The sequence below is a fragment of the Marivita sp. NO-S04 genome, from assembly GCF_059070475.1.
In genome coordinates this window covers 4,032,637-4,049,051 of sequence record NZ_CM180980.1, presented here as the reverse complement: position 1 = coordinate 4,049,051, position 16,415 = coordinate 4,032,637, and the positions used below count along the sequence as shown (strand labels likewise).

The following is a 16,415-nucleotide window of genomic DNA, read 5'->3' as shown; positions in this document are numbered from 1 at the left end:
TTTTAGTGCCCGGCGTGGGTATGCCGCGCTTCAATACGCGCGTGCATCTTACGGATCATTCGGCTTGCCGTGGTCTCGAACAGCGGCGGAATGATCGCATGGATCAGCGCCGCCATAGACGCCAGAAACAGCCGCCCGGCAAAACCAAACGCAAAGCCCGCATGTTGCAGGTAAGTTTCATTCACACTCGCCGGATGGTCGACAAACCCGCGAAGAAAACCGGGCCGCGCTGCTGTGTCGGTGTCTTGAACTGCCATGGGATGCTCCTTGGTTCGATGCTTGCCAACATCATGGCAGATCAGCAAAGAGCGGTTTTCCCAAAAACCATGGCGTGTCGCATTGATTTTGGGAATTTTTCATAGCCCATGGTTCATTGATGAGAAAAAATCCCACTCAACCACACAATCACAGATCAAACGTCGCAAACACCGGTGCATGATCGCTGGGTTGCTCCCACCCGCGCGCAGCCCGCAAAACCCGACTGGAATGCGCCGCGTTCGAAATGTCAGGCGTCGCCCACACATGGTCGAGCCGCCGCCCCTTATCTGCTGAATCCCAATCCTTGGCGCGATAACTCCACCAAGAATAGAGCAACCCGTCGGGGATATCCTGCCGGGTCACATCGACCCAGCCACCCGCATCCTGCGTTTCGCCGAAATGCTCGACTTCAATCGGCGTGTGACTCACTACCTTGAGCAATTGCTTGTGCGACCAGACATCGTCCTCGCGCGGCGCGATGTTCAGATCACCGACAAGAATGGCCTTCTCGGGCCGCTCCGCATGAAACCAATCCCGCATCTCAGTCAGATAATCGAGCTTTTGGCCAAACTTCTCGTTCACCTCGCGGTCCGGCACATCTCCACCCGCAGGCACGTAGAAATTGTGAATGGTCACACCATTCTCCAGCCGTCCCGCAACATGTCGCGCATGCCCTAAACTGGCGAAATCCTTGTCGCCCAGATCTTCGATCGGCAGCTTCGACAGGATGGCAACGCCATTATAGCCCTTCTGCCCCCGTGCAACCATGTGCCCATAGCCCAGCGCCTGAAGCTGCTCCATCGGGATTTTCTCGACCGGGCTTTTGCACTCCTGAAGGCACAACACATCTGGCGCCTCCTCGGACATCAGCTTGGCCACCAGCCCTTCGCGCAGACGAACCGAATTGATGTTCCAAGTGGCAAGGGTAAAGGGCATGGCGTCGCTCCGTCAGGGGATCAGGTCGCCAGACACTGCCTCCAGCAGCCACAGGTCGCAACCCGGAAACCGACACAAAAAAACGCCCCGGCTATGGCGTCCGGGGCGTGAAGGTAGTCTGCGAACAGACGAGGGAGGATGTCTTACCAGTCCTTCGGACCTTTGTCCGCGAACTGGTGTACCAGAAAGTCGATAAAGGCGCGGACCTTGGGCTGGGTAAACCGTCCCGGTGGGTAGACGGCATAGATGCCTTGTGTGTCCACGGGCAGATCGGGGATCGCGTCCTCGACCAATCCCTGCTCCATTGCGTCCGCATAAAGAAAGGACGGCAAATACGCGATGCCAAGACCAGCCACACAGGCATTGAGCAACGACTGACCATCGTTCACCGAAAGCCAACCAGCCGTGCGGATTTGGCGTTTTTCACCCGAAGGTGCCGTCACTTTCCATACGTTGCCGCTCGACTGGTTCGAATAATGCAAAAGCTTGTGTTCGTTCAGATCGTCGATCCGACGCGGACGGCCGTATTTCTCGAAATACCCCGGCGCTGCGATCATGCGCTTGGTGGTCTCGGTCAGCTTGCGCGCCCGCAGCGTGCTGTCTTCCAGCTCACCGATGCGCACTGCCATATCGAACCCTTCAGAAATCAGTTCGACGTAGCGGTTGTTCAGAACCATGTTCACCGTGATATCCGGGAAATCCGACAGGAATTCGCCCAGCACAGGCGACAGGTGGTTCACCCCGAAATCGGTTGCCACGCTGATCCGCAACAAACCGGACGGCGCAGATTGCATCGACGTGACCAGCGCATCTGCCTCGCCCGCATCGTTCAGCACCCGACGGGCCCGATCGTAGTAGGCAAGGCCGATCTCGGTCGGGCTCACACGCCGCGTTGTCCGGTTCAAAAGCCGCGCACCAAGTCGCGCTTCCAAAGAGGACACATGCTTCGAGACAGCGGATTTTGAAATCCCCATCTTCTTGGCCGCGTCAGTGAAGCCACCCTGATCCACAACTGTGGCAAAGGCCTCCATTTCGGTAAGACGGTCCATACGTATTCCTCGTGTTTCGTTGAGGACGGTATGATCGTCAAATCAGGCGCGACTTAGGCACTCTGCAGACAATATCTGGGTTTTGTTGGGCAATGTCGTGCAGACGGAAACGGCAAATTAACCTTCTTATGGCGTAACCGTGATTGTGCGAATTGCATATCCCGGCCTATCTTTGACCTAGGGGAAGGCACACTTCCTCATCAGGGAGGAGTATTCATGCATAGATTTATTTTCGGGGCTGCGATTGCCCTTGCGTCTGCCACCTTTGCCCAAGCCAACGAAACGCCCGCGCCCGCCGACGCGGCGGTCTATGTGGTCAATCTCGAAAACGGCACGACCGTACAATCCCCGGTCACTGTGATCTTCGGACTTGCCGGAATGGGCGTGGCCCCTGCAGGTGTCGAAAAAGAGGCGACCGGTCATCACCACATTCTTCTCAACCGCGCGCCGTTCGGCGAAGGCACAGACGACGCCGAACTGATCGCGAACGGCATTCCGTCCGACGAAAACCACCTGCATTTCGGTGGTGGCCAGACACAGGCCAGTCTTGATCTACCAGCCGGTACGCACACAATTCAGTTGGTGCTGGGCGACCATTTCCACGTCCCCCACAATCCTCCTGTGGTCAGCGAGGTGATTACGATCACCGTCACCGAATGACAAAAAGCCGGGCACAAAGCCCGGCTTTCCGTTCCGTATAGGTATCACGCCTTACGCAGCCTTGCGCGCGTGTTTGCCCTCTTCGATCTCTTCCACGATCTTCGCCACAAACGCCTTGAGGTCGTCCGGCTGACGGCTCGTGATGATCGCTTGATCGACGACCACCGCTTCATCTTTCCAGTTCGCACCGGCGTTGATCACGTCGGTTTTGATGGAATGGTACGAAGTCGCGTCGCGCCCCTTCAGGACACCCGCTTCGATCAGCACCCACGGTGCGTGACAGACAGCGGCAATCGTTTTGCCCTGATCATGGAACGCGCGGACCAATTCCAGCACGTCCTCATCGACACGCAGAAGGTCCGGGTTGATCTGACCGCCGGGAATGACCAGCGCGTCGTAGTCGTCGGCGGACACGTCCGCGATCTTGGCATCGGCCTCGGCCTCGCGGCCCCAGTCGCTGCCTTCCCAACCCTTGATGGCGTTGCCATCCGGCGTCGCCACATGCAGCGTGGCGCCTTTGGCGCGCAGCTGGTCGCGCGGGAATTCCAGTTCGGATTGTTCAAAACCGTGGGTCGAAATGAGTAGGATCTTTGCGTCACTGATTGCAGGCATTTTTAGCCTCCTGATGAATTAAATGTCCAAGCGGGGCCTCTTGCCCCGCCGTCTGACTCATCAACGCATCAGGCAACCAACCTGTTCCTTACAGTGACGCCGCCAAACGCGTGCCCTGATCAATCGCCCGCTTGGCGTCCAGTTCTGCGGCCACATCAGCACCACCGATCACGTGGCAGGTCACGCCTTTGGCCTCAAGCGCATCCGCCAGAGACCGCTCCGAGACCTGCCCGGCGCACAGAACAACCGTATCGCAAGCGATCACCTCGGGCCGTTCCCGCGCCTCGCCGTAGGAGATGTGCAGACCTTCGGCGTCGATGCGCTCGTAGTTCACACCCGCCTTCATCTGCACATCTTTCATCATCAGGCTCGCGCGATGAATCCAACCCGTCGTCTTGCCCAACCGCTTGCCCGGCTTTTCCGCCTTGCGCTGAAGCAGCGTCACCTGACGTGCAGGCGCACTGGGCTGCGGCCCCTCCGGTACAAGACCAGACCTCTGGTCAGCAGGATCAGTGACCCCCCATTCCTTCATCCACTCGGGCAGGTTCTCGGTCGGGCTTTCGCCCTCATGGACAAGGTACTCGGACACATCAAATCCGATGCCTCCGGCACCCACGACCGCCACACGATCCCCAACCGCAGCCTTGCCGCGCAGCACATCCACATAGCCCAGCACGTTCGGCCCGTCCTGACCGGGGATTTGCGGATCGCGCGGCAGAACGCCCGTGGCGATGATCACCTCGTCAAAGCCGGTCAGATCGTCCGCGCTCACCTCTGCGCCCAAGGACACCGTGACGCCCGTTTCCGCCACCATCGTGCGGAACCAATCGACCAGCCCCCAGAACTCTTCCTTGCCCGGCACCTGTTTCGCCATGTTCAGCTGTCCACCAATCTCATCGGCCCTGTCGAACAGCGTCACCTGATGCCCGCGCTCTGCCGCTGTGATTGCCGCCGACAGGCCCGCCGGGCCGGCGCCCACAACCGCAACGCTCTTGGCATTTACGGTTGGTTCAACTTTCAACTCGGTCTCAAAACACGCCTTGGGGTTCACAAGGCAAGACGAGATCTTCATCTGGAACGTGTGATCCAGACAGGCTTGGTTGCACGCAATACAAGGCGCGATCTGCGCCGCCTTGCCCGCCGCCGCTTTCGAAACGAAATCCAGATCGGCCAGGAATGGACGCGCCATGCTGACCATGTCGGCGCATCCGGTTGCCAGGACTTCCTCCGCAACCTCGGGCGTGTTGATCCGGTTCGACGTGATCACCGGAATCCCCACCTTGCCCATCAGCTTTTTCGTTACCCAGGCAAAGGCCGCACGCGGCACGCTCGTCGCAATCGTCGGAATCCGCGCCTCGTGCCAGCCGATGCCGGTGTTGATGATCGTGGCACCAGCCGCCTCAATCGCCTGCGCAAGCTGGACGACCTCTTCATGCGTCGACCCGTTCGGCACAAGGTCGATCATCGACAACCGGTAGATCACGATGAACTCTGGCCCCACCGCCTCGCGCACCCGGCGGACCACTTCGACCGGCAGGCGCATCCGGTTTTCGTACGGTCCACCCCACCTGTCCGTACGTTTGTTGGTGTGGGTCACCAGAAACTGGTTGAGGAAATATCCCTCCGACCCCATCACCTCGACCCCGTCATACCCAGCTTCCTGCGCCCGTTTCGCAGCGGTCACGATGTCGCTGATCTGCTTCTCGATCCCGTCCTCATCCAATTCAATCGGCGGGAATGGAGAGATCGGGGATTTCACCGCAGAGGGTGCCACACATTCCTTACCATAGGCGTACCTCCCCGCATGGAGGATCTGCATCGCGATCTTGCCGTCGGCCTCATGCACCCGGTCGGTGACGATCCGGTGGTTCGCGATGTCCTGATCGGTGAACAGCCCAGACGCCCCCGGAAACACCCCACCTTCGCGGTTCGGCGCCATGCCGCCAGTGACCATCAGCGCCACGCCGCCGCGTGCGCGTGTGGCATAAAACTCGGCCACGCGGTTCCAGTCGCCGGTCTCTTCCAGGTTGGTGTGCATCGACCCCATCAGCACGCGGTTCTTCAGCGTCGTGAACCCAAGATCGAGCGGGGCCAACATATGCGGATAATGTGACATGGCAGAACTCCTCCGTTGGCATCACCTGACACGCCCCAAGTTGACGTGTCACGCCCCAACGTCACGTCACGGCCGGTCGTATTCCGCCGCGTGACGCCCTGCCCAAAGCCCTGTCGCGAAACAGGCGGTCAGCAGATAGCCCCCCGTCGGCGCATCCCAGTCTAGCATCTCGCCCGCGCAGAACGTGCCGGGCCGGTCCTTGAGCATGAGCGTTTCGTCCAGCGCATCGAAGGACACGCCGCCCGCAGTCGAGATCGCTTCGTCCATCGGGCGCAGGCCCGCGTGGTGGATCGGCACAGCCTTTATCACCTTCGCCAAAGAGGTCGGGCCTTCAGGCAACGGGTGCACAAACTCCCGCAGAATGGCCTGCGCCGCAGGGGATAGCTTCAACACCCGGCGAAGGTGGTTCGACAGGCTGGCCTTACCTTTGGGTTTCGACAGTCGATCCGCGACCGCCTCAGAGCTAAGATCGGGCAGTAGGTCCAAGGTCAAATCAGCCCCTTCGCGCAGCCAAGGCGCCAAGGGATAGACGCCGCCGCCTTCCAGTCCGCGTTTCGAGATCACCACTTCCCCCCGTGACACCTGATGGCCGGCGTGCAGAGCGATTCCCTTCAACGGCGCACCGAAATGGCGTGTCATATGTTCTGACCACTCCACCACCAGCCCGACATTCGACGGCTGAAACGGGGCGACCTCGATCCCGTTCGCTGCGAAACGCTCTGCCCATTGCCCGTCCGACCCCAGCCGCGCCCAGCTTGCGCCGCCCAGCGCAAAGACTGTCACGCGCGGGGTCAAAACGCGGCTGCCCTCGGGCGTTTCGAAATGGTGGATGTTCCGTTCCCAATCGACCCAGCACCAGCGGGTGTGCCGTTCAAGCCCCAATGCCTCTAGCCGCGCCAGCCAAGCCCGCAGCAAGGGTGACGCTTTCATCGCATGGGGAAACAGCCGTCCGGTCGATCCGGTGAAGGTCGTCTGGCCCAAGCCTTCGGTCCAGGCTTTCACCTCGTCCGGTCCAAACGCCTTGAGACAGGCCCGCATGGTTGGATGCAAACCCGCGCCGTAGGAGGCAAGAAACGGCCCGAACGCCTGCATCTTGGTCAGGTTCAACCCCGACTTTCCCGCCATCAGGAACTTGCGTCCGATAGACGGTTTCGCCTCGACCAAGGTTACCGTCCGCCCCGCCGTCAATAGCGCCTCTGCCGCCATCAGGCCCGCAGGCCCGCCTCCGATGACCAGCGCGTCCGTCACTCTGCCGAAGGTGCGTTGCGCAGTTCGACAACACGGTGCGGATAGGGGATTTCGATGTTGTGCTCTTTGAGCGCGTTCCAAATCAGGAACAGCACATCGGACGCATACTTATTCTTGCCATCGTCGATGCCATTCACCCAGAACTCTACGCCAAAGTCGATGCCACTGTCATCGAACCCGCGCAGTTCAACGTCGGGCGGTTCGGGGGATTGCAGCACGCCGGGATGCCTTGAAACGGCTTCCACAATGATATCCGGCACCAGATTGATGTCGGTGTCATAACTGACCGAGAAAGCCACCTCGAGCCGGTTGGCGCTGCCCTGATCGGAATAGTTGATGATCCGCGTGGTGATGAAATCCTCGTTCGGCACCACGATCCAGCGCCCATCAAAGGTTTCGAGGATCATCGCGCGGGCAGTTGTCTTGACGATGGTGCCCGCCTGCCCATTGTCGAGTTCAACATAGTCGCCGACGGTCGCCTGCCCTTCGAGCAGCAGGATGACACCCGAGATGTAATTCGACGCGATCTTCTGCAGACCAAAGCCGAGACCCACACCGATCGCACCGCCCAGCACGGCCAGCGAGGTGAGCGGCACACCCATGATGTTCATCAGCAGGATAAAGGCGAGGCCGAAGATCAGAAGCTCTGCCGCTTTAGCGGCAAGCTGGCGGGTGGCCGGGCGCATCTCTTCCTGTTTGTTGATATAGGCGGCGGATTGATCATTCGACCAGCGCCCCAACCAGAACAAGAGCGACCCAGCGATCACACCACGCAATAGGGCCATGACCGAGAACGAGATGTTTCCCAGCGAAACGGTGGTGGTGTTCAATTGATCGGTCAACAGATCGAGCAGTCCCACCGCATAGAGCGCGACAACGGGCAGCAGCACATAGCGGCCCAGAAGTTTCAGGAACGAGTCGGTGATGATGTCCCGAACAAGGACACGGGCGGCAAGGAACAGGAAGAGCCCCTTGCCAAATGCGATCACTGTGCCTGTCCCGAATACACTGCGGGTCACCTGTTCGCCAATCGCCGCGAACATATAGGCCAGAACCGGCAGCAAGAGCGGAAGCGTCAGCAGCACGCTGCGTCGCATCCGGGCAAACATCGAAACGCTATCGTCGGGTGGCGTCAGCACGCGGCTCAGCACCGGGCGGATGCGACGGGTCAGGACAACCGCTGCGACATAGGACAGGATCAGAAGCGCAAATTGAGACCATGCTGCCGGGGACAAGAGCCAGACCAAGGCAATCTCATATCCCTGGATCGCAAAGCCGACCGCAGTCTGGACGATGGGCGGTTGCGCCGACAGGTCCCAATCCATGACGATTCCCTTGAAATTTCGCCCAAATGTTTCAGCTAGATGCCTTGACCCACGCTTTAGCACAAGCCTCGTGGGCCGGAGACATGCCGCTTTGACCGAGACTGACCCGATCTGCCCTCTGTGTTTGCGGCCCATTCCGCCGGGCGTGAAGCAAAGCCAGCACCACCTGATCCCCAAGTTGAAGGGCGGCAAGGGTGGGCCAACGATCTTGGTGCATCACATTTGCCATCAGGAGATCCACGCGACTCTGACCGAGGCCGAGTTGGCGCGGGATTTCAATACGCCCGAAGCGTTGAGGGCACATCCGCAGCTTTCCGGGTTCTTCCAGTGGGTGTCGAAACGGCCACCCGAGTTTCATGCTCGGGGGCGCAGCAGCCTGCGCAAGCAGCGGTCGCGGAAGCACAGGAGATAGGTCAGCTTGTACGCCCCATTGTTTCGCGCGCGAAACAATGGGGCCGGATCGGACCCTTTAAGGGTTTGTTAGCGAGTTTACGTATATGTGCAAATTCGCGCATATTTTACGCATTTTGATATAATTGTGCAAATTTGCTTTTCGGCTATCTTGATGCAAACAAACAGATTGGAGCATCCCGATGAGTTGGAACCCAGCCCTAGATCCGCATTGCCCCACCGGAGATCAGGTGGACGCCATCGATACCCTGATTATTCCCCGCGCCCGCGATCTGGGTGGGTTCGAAGTGCGTCGAGCGCTGCCGGCGCCGCGCCGTCAGATGGTTGGTCCTTTCATCTTCTTCGACCAGATGGGACCAGCAGAATTCCTGCCGACCAAGGGGCTCGACGTGCGGCCACACCCGCATATCGGGTTGGCCACGATTTCGTACCTCTACCGGGGTCGGATGCACCATCGCGACAGTCTGGGCACGGATGCGTGGATCGAACCGGGTGCGGTGAACTGGATGGTGGCTGGACATGGGATCACCCATTCCGAGCGCACGGATGACGCCACGCAGACCGACCCGATGCCATTCTTCGGGATTCAGACATGGGTCGCCTTGCCCAAGGATCACGAGGATCGCGCGCCCGAATTCGAACACGCACCCGTAGAGGCGCTGCCGTTCCTTGAAGGTGAAGGCAAATCCGTGCGGCTGATCCTTGGCGATGCGTGGGGCGAACGTGCTCCGGTCAAGACAGCGTCCGAGATGTTCTATGCCGATGCAATGCTTGAAGCGGGCGCGGCGATCCCGCTGCCCGACAATCACGAGGATCGGGGCGTTTATGTTGTCGAAGGATCGGTGACTATTGCAGGAGAGACCTATGAGGCGGGACGCATGATGGTGTTCCGACCGGGTGACCGGCTGTCGATGCAGGCCGGGCCAACGGGCGCGCGGGTAATGCTGCTGGGCGGTGAAACGCTTGAAGGGCCTCGGCACATCTGGTGGAACTTCGTGGCATCGTCCAAGGAGCGCATCGAAGAGGCCAAAGAGGCGTGGCGCGCCGGAGATTGGGCGGCTGGCCGGTTCCAGCTGCCGCAGGGGGATGATGCAGAGTTCATCCCGTTGCCGGATCGGTGAGGTTTACTGGATGTCGGCGGGGCACAGGCTGTAAAGCCCCACCTCGCCATCGGTCATGGTGCACATGATGCCGCCCCAGTGAAAGCCACGCAGGCCTTCGGAATATTCGATCTCGAACCATTCGTACCCATCGAAGATGATCCCGGTGGCGGCGACGATCAAGATTGCTTTCCCGTAAGACAAGCTGTCGGAGCGGGCGAAATCAATCCCCGGTCCTGTGCGGACGTTGCCGCCCAAAGACGCGGCTAAGATTTGGGAGGAGGTTTCCGGAGGCTGATACCCCGCTTGCAGAACGCAGAGTTTCGGGTCCTGATCATCGACGAAGAGCATCACCTCGGTCCCTTTGCCGCGAACGAGGAAATGCCCGGCGGGCAACACGATGTCGTACCCAAAGCCCGACCCAACCGGGACCGGCGCCATCTCGAGCGCTTCGCTTTCGAGCATGAGCGTTGCACTGCCATCCGAGCGTGTCGGAATGACGACCTGAATATATGGGGATGTGGCGCTGCCTTCGTCGCAGACAAAAACCGTGCCGGGCGGAACATCGCCCTCGGCCAAGAGCGGACTGGCCACGAGGGCCGCACCCATCACCAGAGACATTACGCGGTTCAATGGCATAGCGTCTCTCTTGTGCCGGGCTGGCTGGTCAGCTGGCGCTTATCCGCTCCACGTAGACGCGCATTTCCTCGGCGTCGTGACGGGCGTCGCGCAGGCCTTCCATCGCGGCGGTCAGCTCGGCCTCGGTCTGGGCAAGCTGATTGGTGAGTTCTGCTTCGCGCTGCTGGAGATAAGTGATCGCCTGATCGCGGGTTTCTTCGGCTTCGTGGAGTTCCTGACTCATCCGTTCAAGCTGATCCATGTCGGCCTGACTGACGCGGGTGAAGCGATGCACGAGCCAATTGGCGAACCATCCGAGGCAGAACGCCACGAAGAGAATGATCGCAGTTGTGATCACAAACTCAGTTCTGTCCATCGCTGGTGTCCTCTGCGCCGTCAGTTTGTAATGTTTCGTCTGTTGGCGCGGAATCTGCAATACTTTCGAGCGTTGTTTCTGTTTCTTCCACGGGTTCGGGACGACGTAGTTTGAATTCGATCCGGCGATTGGCCTCGCGGCCTTCTTCGGTGTCGTTTGTGGCGATGGGCTGTTCTTCGCCGTAGCCACGCACTTCGTAGCTGGCGGTCAGCACGCGACGCTGGCGCAGCGCATCAACCACGGCTTGTGCACGCTCTTGGCTGAGTTGCTGGTTCATCGCTTCACGCCCTTGGCTGTCTGTGTGGCCCGCAATCACCAGCGGGATGTCACCGCAGATTTGCAACAGCTCGGCGATTTCATCCATAATGTCCTGCGTCGCAAGATCGAGCGTCGCAGAACCCGGTTCGAACGTGATCTTACGGTCGCCGATAATCTCGACGATCTGGGCTTCACATTCTTCTGGGGTCGGAATGCCGAGAAGGGGATCAAGCTTTTCCTGATAGGTGATTTCGATCTCGAAATGTTCGCTCTCACCCAGCTTGTCGGCCAAAAGACCCGCGATTTCCGAACTGGCGTTCTGGTTGCCCGTGTTGCCGCTGATCGACAGCGCGTCCGGGGTTACCATGACCGCACCATTCGACAGACGCGACAACGCCTCCAGCCCTGCGAGCACACGGCTGGACCAATTGGCAGGCAGCGTTTCGTCAACCCGCGCAGTGGTGCGCACGGTCGAGGATCCAAATGCGGCGCGTGCAAAGCTGTCAGCGGTTGTGCGGGCGATTTCGCTGTTGATGCGCCCGCGCAACTGCACGTCGCCCTCGGGGCTGCGGGTTGCGGTGAATTCGGGAATGCCTTCGGGCGCTGCCTCGGGCGGTGTGGGTAGGGTGGCGTTGACCACAAACACATCCGGCAGGTCGGCTTCGAGTGCGCCCACGACCCGGTCGAACAACGATTGGTCGGCCCCTTCAAGCGCAAAAAGCGTCACATCGGCATCCGCGAAGGTGATGCTGCCACCGCCAAGTGCATCAATGGCGCGAATGCCCAGAGCTGACGCCAATCCCCATTCTTTGGTCGGAGTACCAAGACCGAGACGACAATCAAGCTTGCCCTCCAGCCCAGCATCGGCTGCCGCCTTCAGGATTTGGGACCGGTCATCTTCGGTTGGTGCGGCGCATGCATCGAAGCGCACACCCTCGGCATCCTTGATAAAACGCAGCGTAAACGGCGAAATGACCGGGCGTGGTGCGGTGATGTCCAGCGCAAGGCGCAGATCGTCCCCGGCACGGCGGGCCAGATCGGCTTCGACCCGGCGGCGGGTGTCTTCGTTCTCGACCGCACCCTTGATCGTCACGCGACCTGCCTCGATCGAGATCTTGGACCGGTCGAGCACGCGGAGTACCGACACGGCATATTCAAGCGCGTCGTCCAAACCGTCGGGCACCGGATAGTCCGCAACTTCAAGTAAGTCAGACAACGGCGCGTTGGGCACGGCTCGGGTGATATCTTCCACCAATTGATCGCGGTCTATGCTGGCGGGCAACAGACCGATCATCGACACTCCGCTGTCGTTGCGCAACAGTTCGACCGAAAAGCGCGGCGGGGCAATGCCGTCGCGATCTATAATGTCGATCTGGTCGATGACCCTTGCGGAATCGACCACCCGACCGGCCGCGCTGAGGGCCTGAAAGCGGGCGGCTTCGGTGGGGGCGGTTCCAATGAGAAACACCAACAGCCCGTCGGTATCCACGTCCGCCCAAGTCAGTGCGTCTCGGTCGAGTTCCGTGCGCACAGCCCGTTCCGAGCTTTCCTCGACAGCACCTGCTGCCACCCAAGCGGCACCAATGCTGAAGACCGCTGCAAATGCGAAGGCACAGAAGAGAATGAAGACAGAAGACAGGCGCATCCACGTTCCGCGTCAGTTGAGGTTGGCAAAGCGATACGCTGCACCGCCCCGGATGGCAATCACGCGAAAAGAGCAGCGGCGAAAAACAGCACAGGGATCAGCCCCGCATCCCGGTTCGACCGGAAGAGTTGCAGCAGGCGGTCCATGTCGTCGAGTTTCAAGCGCCGCATCTGCCACATCATGTGCCAGCCCATCGCCCAAGGTCCGCCGAGGGCGATGACAAGCGCGAGAATTTCGCCGCGGGGGGCCGCGAGGATGATGGCAAACCCCATCAAGGCAACTGTCAGAACGAGAAACCATGCAAGGTATTTTGGTGTCTTTTCACCAAAAAGCCGCGCGGTGGATTTCACGCCGATCAGCGCATCGTCCTCGGTGTCTTGGTGGGCGTAGATCGTGTCATAAAACAGCGTCCACGCCATGCCAGCCAAATAAAGAAACACGGCTGGCCATTGTAGTTGCCCGGTATGCGCTGTCCAAGCCAGCAGCGCGCCCCAGTTGAACGCGATGCCCAAAAACACCTGGGGCCACCACGTAAAGCGTTTGGCGAAAGGGTAAATCGCAACCGGCACCAGAGCGATGATCCCTAGCAGAATCGCTTGCACAGGAAAGGTGATGAGGATGCAAAAGGCGATCAGCGATTGGATCACCGCCCAGGCCAGCGCCTGTTTCACAGTCACCTGACCCGAAGGAATTGGTCGCGACGCGGTGCGGGCAACAGAGCCATCGAAATCGCGGTCGGTGATATCGTTCCATGTACAGCCTGCACCGCGCATGAGAAATGCACCTATGCCACACCCAAGAATGATCCACGCATCAAAGAGCCGGGCTTCGCCCGTATGAAACATCGCCAAGAGAGTGCCCCAGACGCAGGGCAAGTACAGCAGCCATGTGCCGATGGGCCGATCTGCCCGGCTTAGCCGGAGATAAGGGCGGGTCCACGCAGGGGCCAGTGTGTCGACCCAATTGCCCGTAACGGCGTCTGCAACCTGACCGCTCTGGTCTGGTGAAATCTGCGGACCGGGCATATGTGTTGCTCCATGACTGAAAAACTGCGTGCGAAAGTCAGGCTTTTTGTAGAGCAGCCGCTTGGGGCGGTACAACCGGTTCCTCTGACGCGGGAACAGGCCCATTACCTTTTTGGTGTGATGCGGATGGCAGTGGGCGATGCAGTTGCGCTGTTCAATGGGCGCGATGGAGAATGGCAGGCCGACGTCGCCGAGGCGGGCAAGCGCGGCGGCATCTTGGTCTGTCGCGAGCAGACGCAGTCGCAGGTGATGCCGCCAGATGTCTGGTTGCTTTTTGCGCCGATCAAGAAGGCGGGCACCGATTTCATCGTCGAAAAAGCGGTAGAGATGGGCGTTCGGCGCATTGTGCCAGTACAAACAGCCCATACCAATTCCCAACGCATCCGGCAGGACAGGTTGCAGGCGCATGCGGTCGAGGCCGCCGAGCAATGCGGCGGAGTGTTCGTTCCCGAGGTGGCGGAACTGACCAAACTCGACCGGCTTTTGAACACCTGGGACATTGCCCGGCAAATCGCGTTTTGCGACGAAGCGCTGGCGGGAGAAACCGGGCGGTTGCCGGATGCGCCGGGGCCTTGGGCGATTTTGATCGGGCCGGAAGGTGGGTTTTCCGAAGATGAACGCAAACGCCTGCGAGGGATGGACCATGCCACGCCGATCAGCCTTGGGCCGCGTATTCTGCGGGCCGATACGGCGGCGGTGGCGGCGCTGACCCTCTGGCAAAGCACCCTGGGGGACTGGGTGTGACGAATTTTCGGTCGACCGAAAATCGCACATCCGTCGACGGATGTGCCGTACCGGGAGCCGCAAGATGAGCTTTGTCCGACCGGAAGTACGCGCGGCGATCCTGCGCTGGCGCGAGGCGCTGGTGGGGGCCGCGATCCTTTTGCTTGGGCTTTACTGGGTTCTTGGCGTGACGCCGGGCTTGCTTGTCTGGATCGGCTATCTGGCGCTGTTTCTGGGGGCCGCCTTGTTCTTTGCCGGTCTGCAACGCGGGCGCGCCCGAATGGGTGGTGGAGGACCGGGCGTGGTGCAGGTGGTAGAACGGCGCATCGGGTATTTCGGGCCGCTGAATGGCGGATTGGTCGATCTGGACGCGGTGACCTCGCTCAGCCTCGACCCAACCGAACACCCGCGCCACTGGGTCATCACCCATGAGGGCGGGCCAGCGCTGCACATTCCCGTGAACGCCGAAGGGGCGGATGTGCTGTTCGACGCCTTCGCCAGCCTCCCCGGCCTTAGTCCGGGCCGTGTCGCATCGACCTTGAAACATGAAGGCACCGCCCCAATTGTGCTTTGGCGCAGACCCGACCTCTCGAAACGGATCCAGAGCCTGCATTGACAGCCCCGGGAAATCAGCCCAAGGCTGACCCCGATTGAAGATCAGACAGACCGGAGACGCGCCATGTCCATACCCCAATCCGGCGGCGGGCCCATTGAACATCACGACCAGTTGGCCGAATACCTCGCCTCTGGTTGCAAGCCCAAGGAAGACTGGCGCATTGGCACCGAACACGAGAAGTTCGGCTATTGCAAAGACAGTCTGAAACCCCTGCCCTTTGAGGGCGAGCGGTCAATTCTGGCGGTGCTGCAGGGGCTGCGCGACGCGCACGGCTGGGACCCCGTGATGGAAGGCCAGAACCTGATTGGGCTGGTAAAGGATGGTGCGAACATTTCGCTCGAACCGGGCGGTCAGCTGGAGCTGTCGGGCGCGCCGCTTGAGACCATTCACCAGACCTGCGATGAGGTGAACGACCACCTGCGCGACGTGAAGGATATCGCCGACAAGATCGGTGTGGGCTTTATCGGGCTCGGCGCGGCGCCGATCTGGCAGCACGACGACATGCCGCTGATGCCCAAGGGGCGTTACAAGCTGATGGACAGCTACATGGAAAAGGTCGGCACCGCTGGCACGACCATGATGCGGCGGACCTGCACGGTTCAGGTGAACCTCGATTTCTCGTCCGAGGCGGACATGGTGCAGAAAATGCGCGTGGCGCTGGCATTGCAGCCGGTTGCTAACGCGCTGTTTGCCACGTCGCCGTTTTTTGAGGGCAAGCTGAACGGCCACAAAAGCTGGCGCGGGCGGGTCTGGCGGCATTTGGATAATGCACGCACCGGGATGTTGCCGTTCGTGTTCGAAGACGGGTTCGGGTTCGAGGCGTGGGTGCAATACGCGCTCGATGTGCCGATGTATTTCGTCTACCGCGACGGCGTTTATCACAATGCGTTGGGGCAATCGTTCCGCGATTTTCTCAAGGGCGAACTGCCTGCAATGCCGGGCGAAATTCCGACACTTTCGGATTGGGCCGATCACCTGACAACGATCTTCCCCGAAGCGCGGGTGAAGAAATACATCGAGATGCGCGGCGCCGATGGTGGCCCGTGGCGGCGTCTGTGTGCCTTGCCGGCGTTCTGGGTCGGTTTGACGTATGACCAATCAGCGCTGGATGCGGCTTGGGATCTGGTCAAGGATTGGGATGCCGAGACCCGCGAAGGTCTGCGCGTGGCTGCGTCCATCGACGGGCTTCAGGCCGAGGTGAACGGGATCAAGATGCACGATCTTGCGCGCGAAGCGTTGAAGATTTCAGAGGCCGGTCTGGTGGCACGGGCGCGTCCCGGTGCCGGTGGGCTGGTTCCGGACGAGACCCATTTCCTGAATGCGCTGAAGGAAAGCGTCGAGACTGGCAAGACATTGGCCGATGAGTTCATCGACCATTACAATGGCGATTGGAACGGCGACATCAGCCGGATTTATCGCGACTACAGCTACTGAGGCAC

At 60.2% G+C, this 16,415-nt stretch carries 17 protein-coding genes; 6 read left to right on the top strand and 11 right to left on the bottom strand.

The genetic code is table 11. The features are described 5' to 3' along the window. Positions 1-2: 2 nt before the first annotated feature. The 3 genes from ACK3EW_RS20475 to ACK3EW_RS20465 all read right to left on the bottom strand — a co-directional run bounded on the left by ACK3EW_RS20475 (position 3) and on the right by ACK3EW_RS20465 (position 2,243). The gene (locus tag ACK3EW_RS20475; RefSeq protein ID WP_493807617.1) at positions 3-257 is read right to left on the bottom strand and encodes a DUF6356 family protein; all 255 of its coding nucleotides are present in this window, start codon (positions 255-257) and stop codon (positions 3-5) included. 148 nt (positions 258-405) lie between these two features. Then, positions 406-1,194: an exodeoxyribonuclease III gene (locus ACK3EW_RS20470; protein WP_493807616.1), complete on the bottom strand. Its 789-nt coding sequence runs from the start codon at positions 1,192-1,194 to the stop codon at positions 406-408. 143 nt (positions 1,195-1,337) lie between these two features. Further along, entirely contained in the window at positions 1,338-2,243 is a 906-nt protein-coding gene (locus tag ACK3EW_RS20465) for a LysR family transcriptional regulator (RefSeq protein ID WP_439118652.1), read from the bottom strand. A 216-nt stretch (positions 2,244-2,459) separates the two neighbouring features. Here ACK3EW_RS20465 and ACK3EW_RS20460 point away from each other — a divergent pair, with 216 nt between their 5' ends. Then, complete coding sequence (locus ACK3EW_RS20460) at positions 2,460-2,903, top strand: DUF4399 domain-containing protein (RefSeq protein WP_493807615.1); 444 nt, start codon at positions 2,460-2,462, stop codon at positions 2,901-2,903. 51 nt (positions 2,904-2,954) lie between these two features. On the opposite strand, the gene ACK3EW_RS20455 is transcribed toward ACK3EW_RS20460, so the two are convergent. The 4 genes from ACK3EW_RS20455 to ACK3EW_RS20440 form a co-directional block, all read right to left on the bottom strand. Next, a complete protein-coding gene (locus ACK3EW_RS20455; RefSeq protein ID WP_493807614.1) occupies positions 2,955-3,515 on the bottom strand; it encodes a type 1 glutamine amidotransferase domain-containing protein in 561 nt (186 codons plus the stop codon). 88 nt (positions 3,516-3,603) lie between these two features. Beyond that, on the bottom strand, positions 3,604-5,631 hold the full coding sequence (locus ACK3EW_RS20450; RefSeq protein WP_493807613.1) for a 2,4-dienoyl-CoA reductase FMN-binding domain-containing protein: 2,028 nt from the start codon (positions 5,629-5,631) through the stop codon (positions 3,604-3,606). Between the two features lie 66 nt (positions 5,632-5,697). Continuing rightward, positions 5,698-6,879 (bottom strand): TIGR03862 family flavoprotein, encoded by a 1,182-nt coding sequence (locus ACK3EW_RS20445; RefSeq protein WP_493807612.1) that lies wholly within the window; start codon positions 6,877-6,879, stop codon positions 5,698-5,700. Then, complete coding sequence (locus ACK3EW_RS20440) at positions 6,876-8,204, bottom strand: mechanosensitive ion channel family protein (RefSeq protein ID WP_493807611.1); 1,329 nt, start codon at positions 8,202-8,204, stop codon at positions 6,876-6,878. The genes ACK3EW_RS20445 and ACK3EW_RS20440 overlap by 4 nt, the downstream gene beginning before the upstream one ends. Before the next feature lie 91 nt (positions 8,205-8,295). Here ACK3EW_RS20440 and ACK3EW_RS20435 point away from each other — a divergent pair, with 91 nt between their 5' ends. Together ACK3EW_RS20435 and ACK3EW_RS20430 are read left to right on the top strand one after the other, a co-directional pair. Continuing rightward, a complete protein-coding gene (locus tag ACK3EW_RS20435; protein ID WP_493807610.1) occupies positions 8,296-8,616 on the top strand; it encodes an HNH endonuclease in 321 nt (106 codons plus the stop codon). A gap of 181 nt (positions 8,617-8,797) precedes the next feature. Further along, positions 8,798-9,736: a pirin family protein gene (locus ACK3EW_RS20430; RefSeq protein ID WP_493807609.1), complete on the top strand. Its 939-nt coding sequence runs from the start codon at positions 8,798-8,800 to the stop codon at positions 9,734-9,736. Positions 9,737-9,739: 3 nt separating this feature from the next. Here ACK3EW_RS20430 and ACK3EW_RS20425 read toward each other — a convergent pair whose 3' ends face one another. From ACK3EW_RS20425 to ubiA, 4 genes are read right to left on the bottom strand one after another with little or no spacing between them, the layout of a single operon-like run. Beyond that, the gene (locus ACK3EW_RS20425) at positions 9,740-10,354 is read right to left on the bottom strand and encodes a hypothetical protein (protein WP_493807608.1); all 615 of its coding nucleotides are present in this window, start codon (positions 10,352-10,354) and stop codon (positions 9,740-9,742) included. Positions 10,355-10,382: 28 nt separating this feature from the next. After that, complete coding sequence (locus ACK3EW_RS20420; protein WP_493807607.1) at positions 10,383-10,709, bottom strand: hypothetical protein; 327 nt, start codon at positions 10,707-10,709, stop codon at positions 10,383-10,385. Continuing rightward, positions 10,696-12,612, bottom strand: coding sequence for an OmpA family protein (locus ACK3EW_RS20415; protein ID WP_493807606.1), 1,917 nt, complete (start codon positions 12,610-12,612; stop codon positions 10,696-10,698). Before ACK3EW_RS20415 ends, ACK3EW_RS20420 begins: the two co-directional genes overlap by 14 nt. A gap of 59 nt (positions 12,613-12,671) precedes the next feature. After that, positions 12,672-13,637, bottom strand: coding sequence for a 4-hydroxybenzoate octaprenyltransferase (ubiA, locus tag ACK3EW_RS20410; RefSeq protein ID WP_493807605.1), 966 nt, complete (start codon positions 13,635-13,637; stop codon positions 12,672-12,674). A gap of 12 nt (positions 13,638-13,649) precedes the next feature. Here ubiA and ACK3EW_RS20405 point away from each other — a divergent pair, with 12 nt between their 5' ends. The 3 genes from ACK3EW_RS20405 (at position 13,650) to ACK3EW_RS20395 (ending at position 16,410) form a co-directional block, all read left to right on the top strand. Beyond that, positions 13,650-14,381 (top strand): 16S rRNA (uracil(1498)-N(3))-methyltransferase, encoded by a 732-nt coding sequence (locus ACK3EW_RS20405; protein ID WP_493807604.1) that lies wholly within the window; start codon positions 13,650-13,652, stop codon positions 14,379-14,381. A gap of 64 nt (positions 14,382-14,445) precedes the next feature. Continuing rightward, a complete protein-coding gene (locus tag ACK3EW_RS20400) occupies positions 14,446-14,976 on the top strand; it encodes a hypothetical protein (protein WP_493807603.1) in 531 nt (176 codons plus the stop codon). Between the two features lie 63 nt (positions 14,977-15,039). Continuing rightward, the gene (locus ACK3EW_RS20395; protein ID WP_439118638.1) at positions 15,040-16,410 is read left to right on the top strand and encodes a glutamate--cysteine ligase; all 1,371 of its coding nucleotides are present in this window, start codon (positions 15,040-15,042) and stop codon (positions 16,408-16,410) included. The last annotated feature ends 5 nt before the right edge of the window (positions 16,411-16,415 follow it).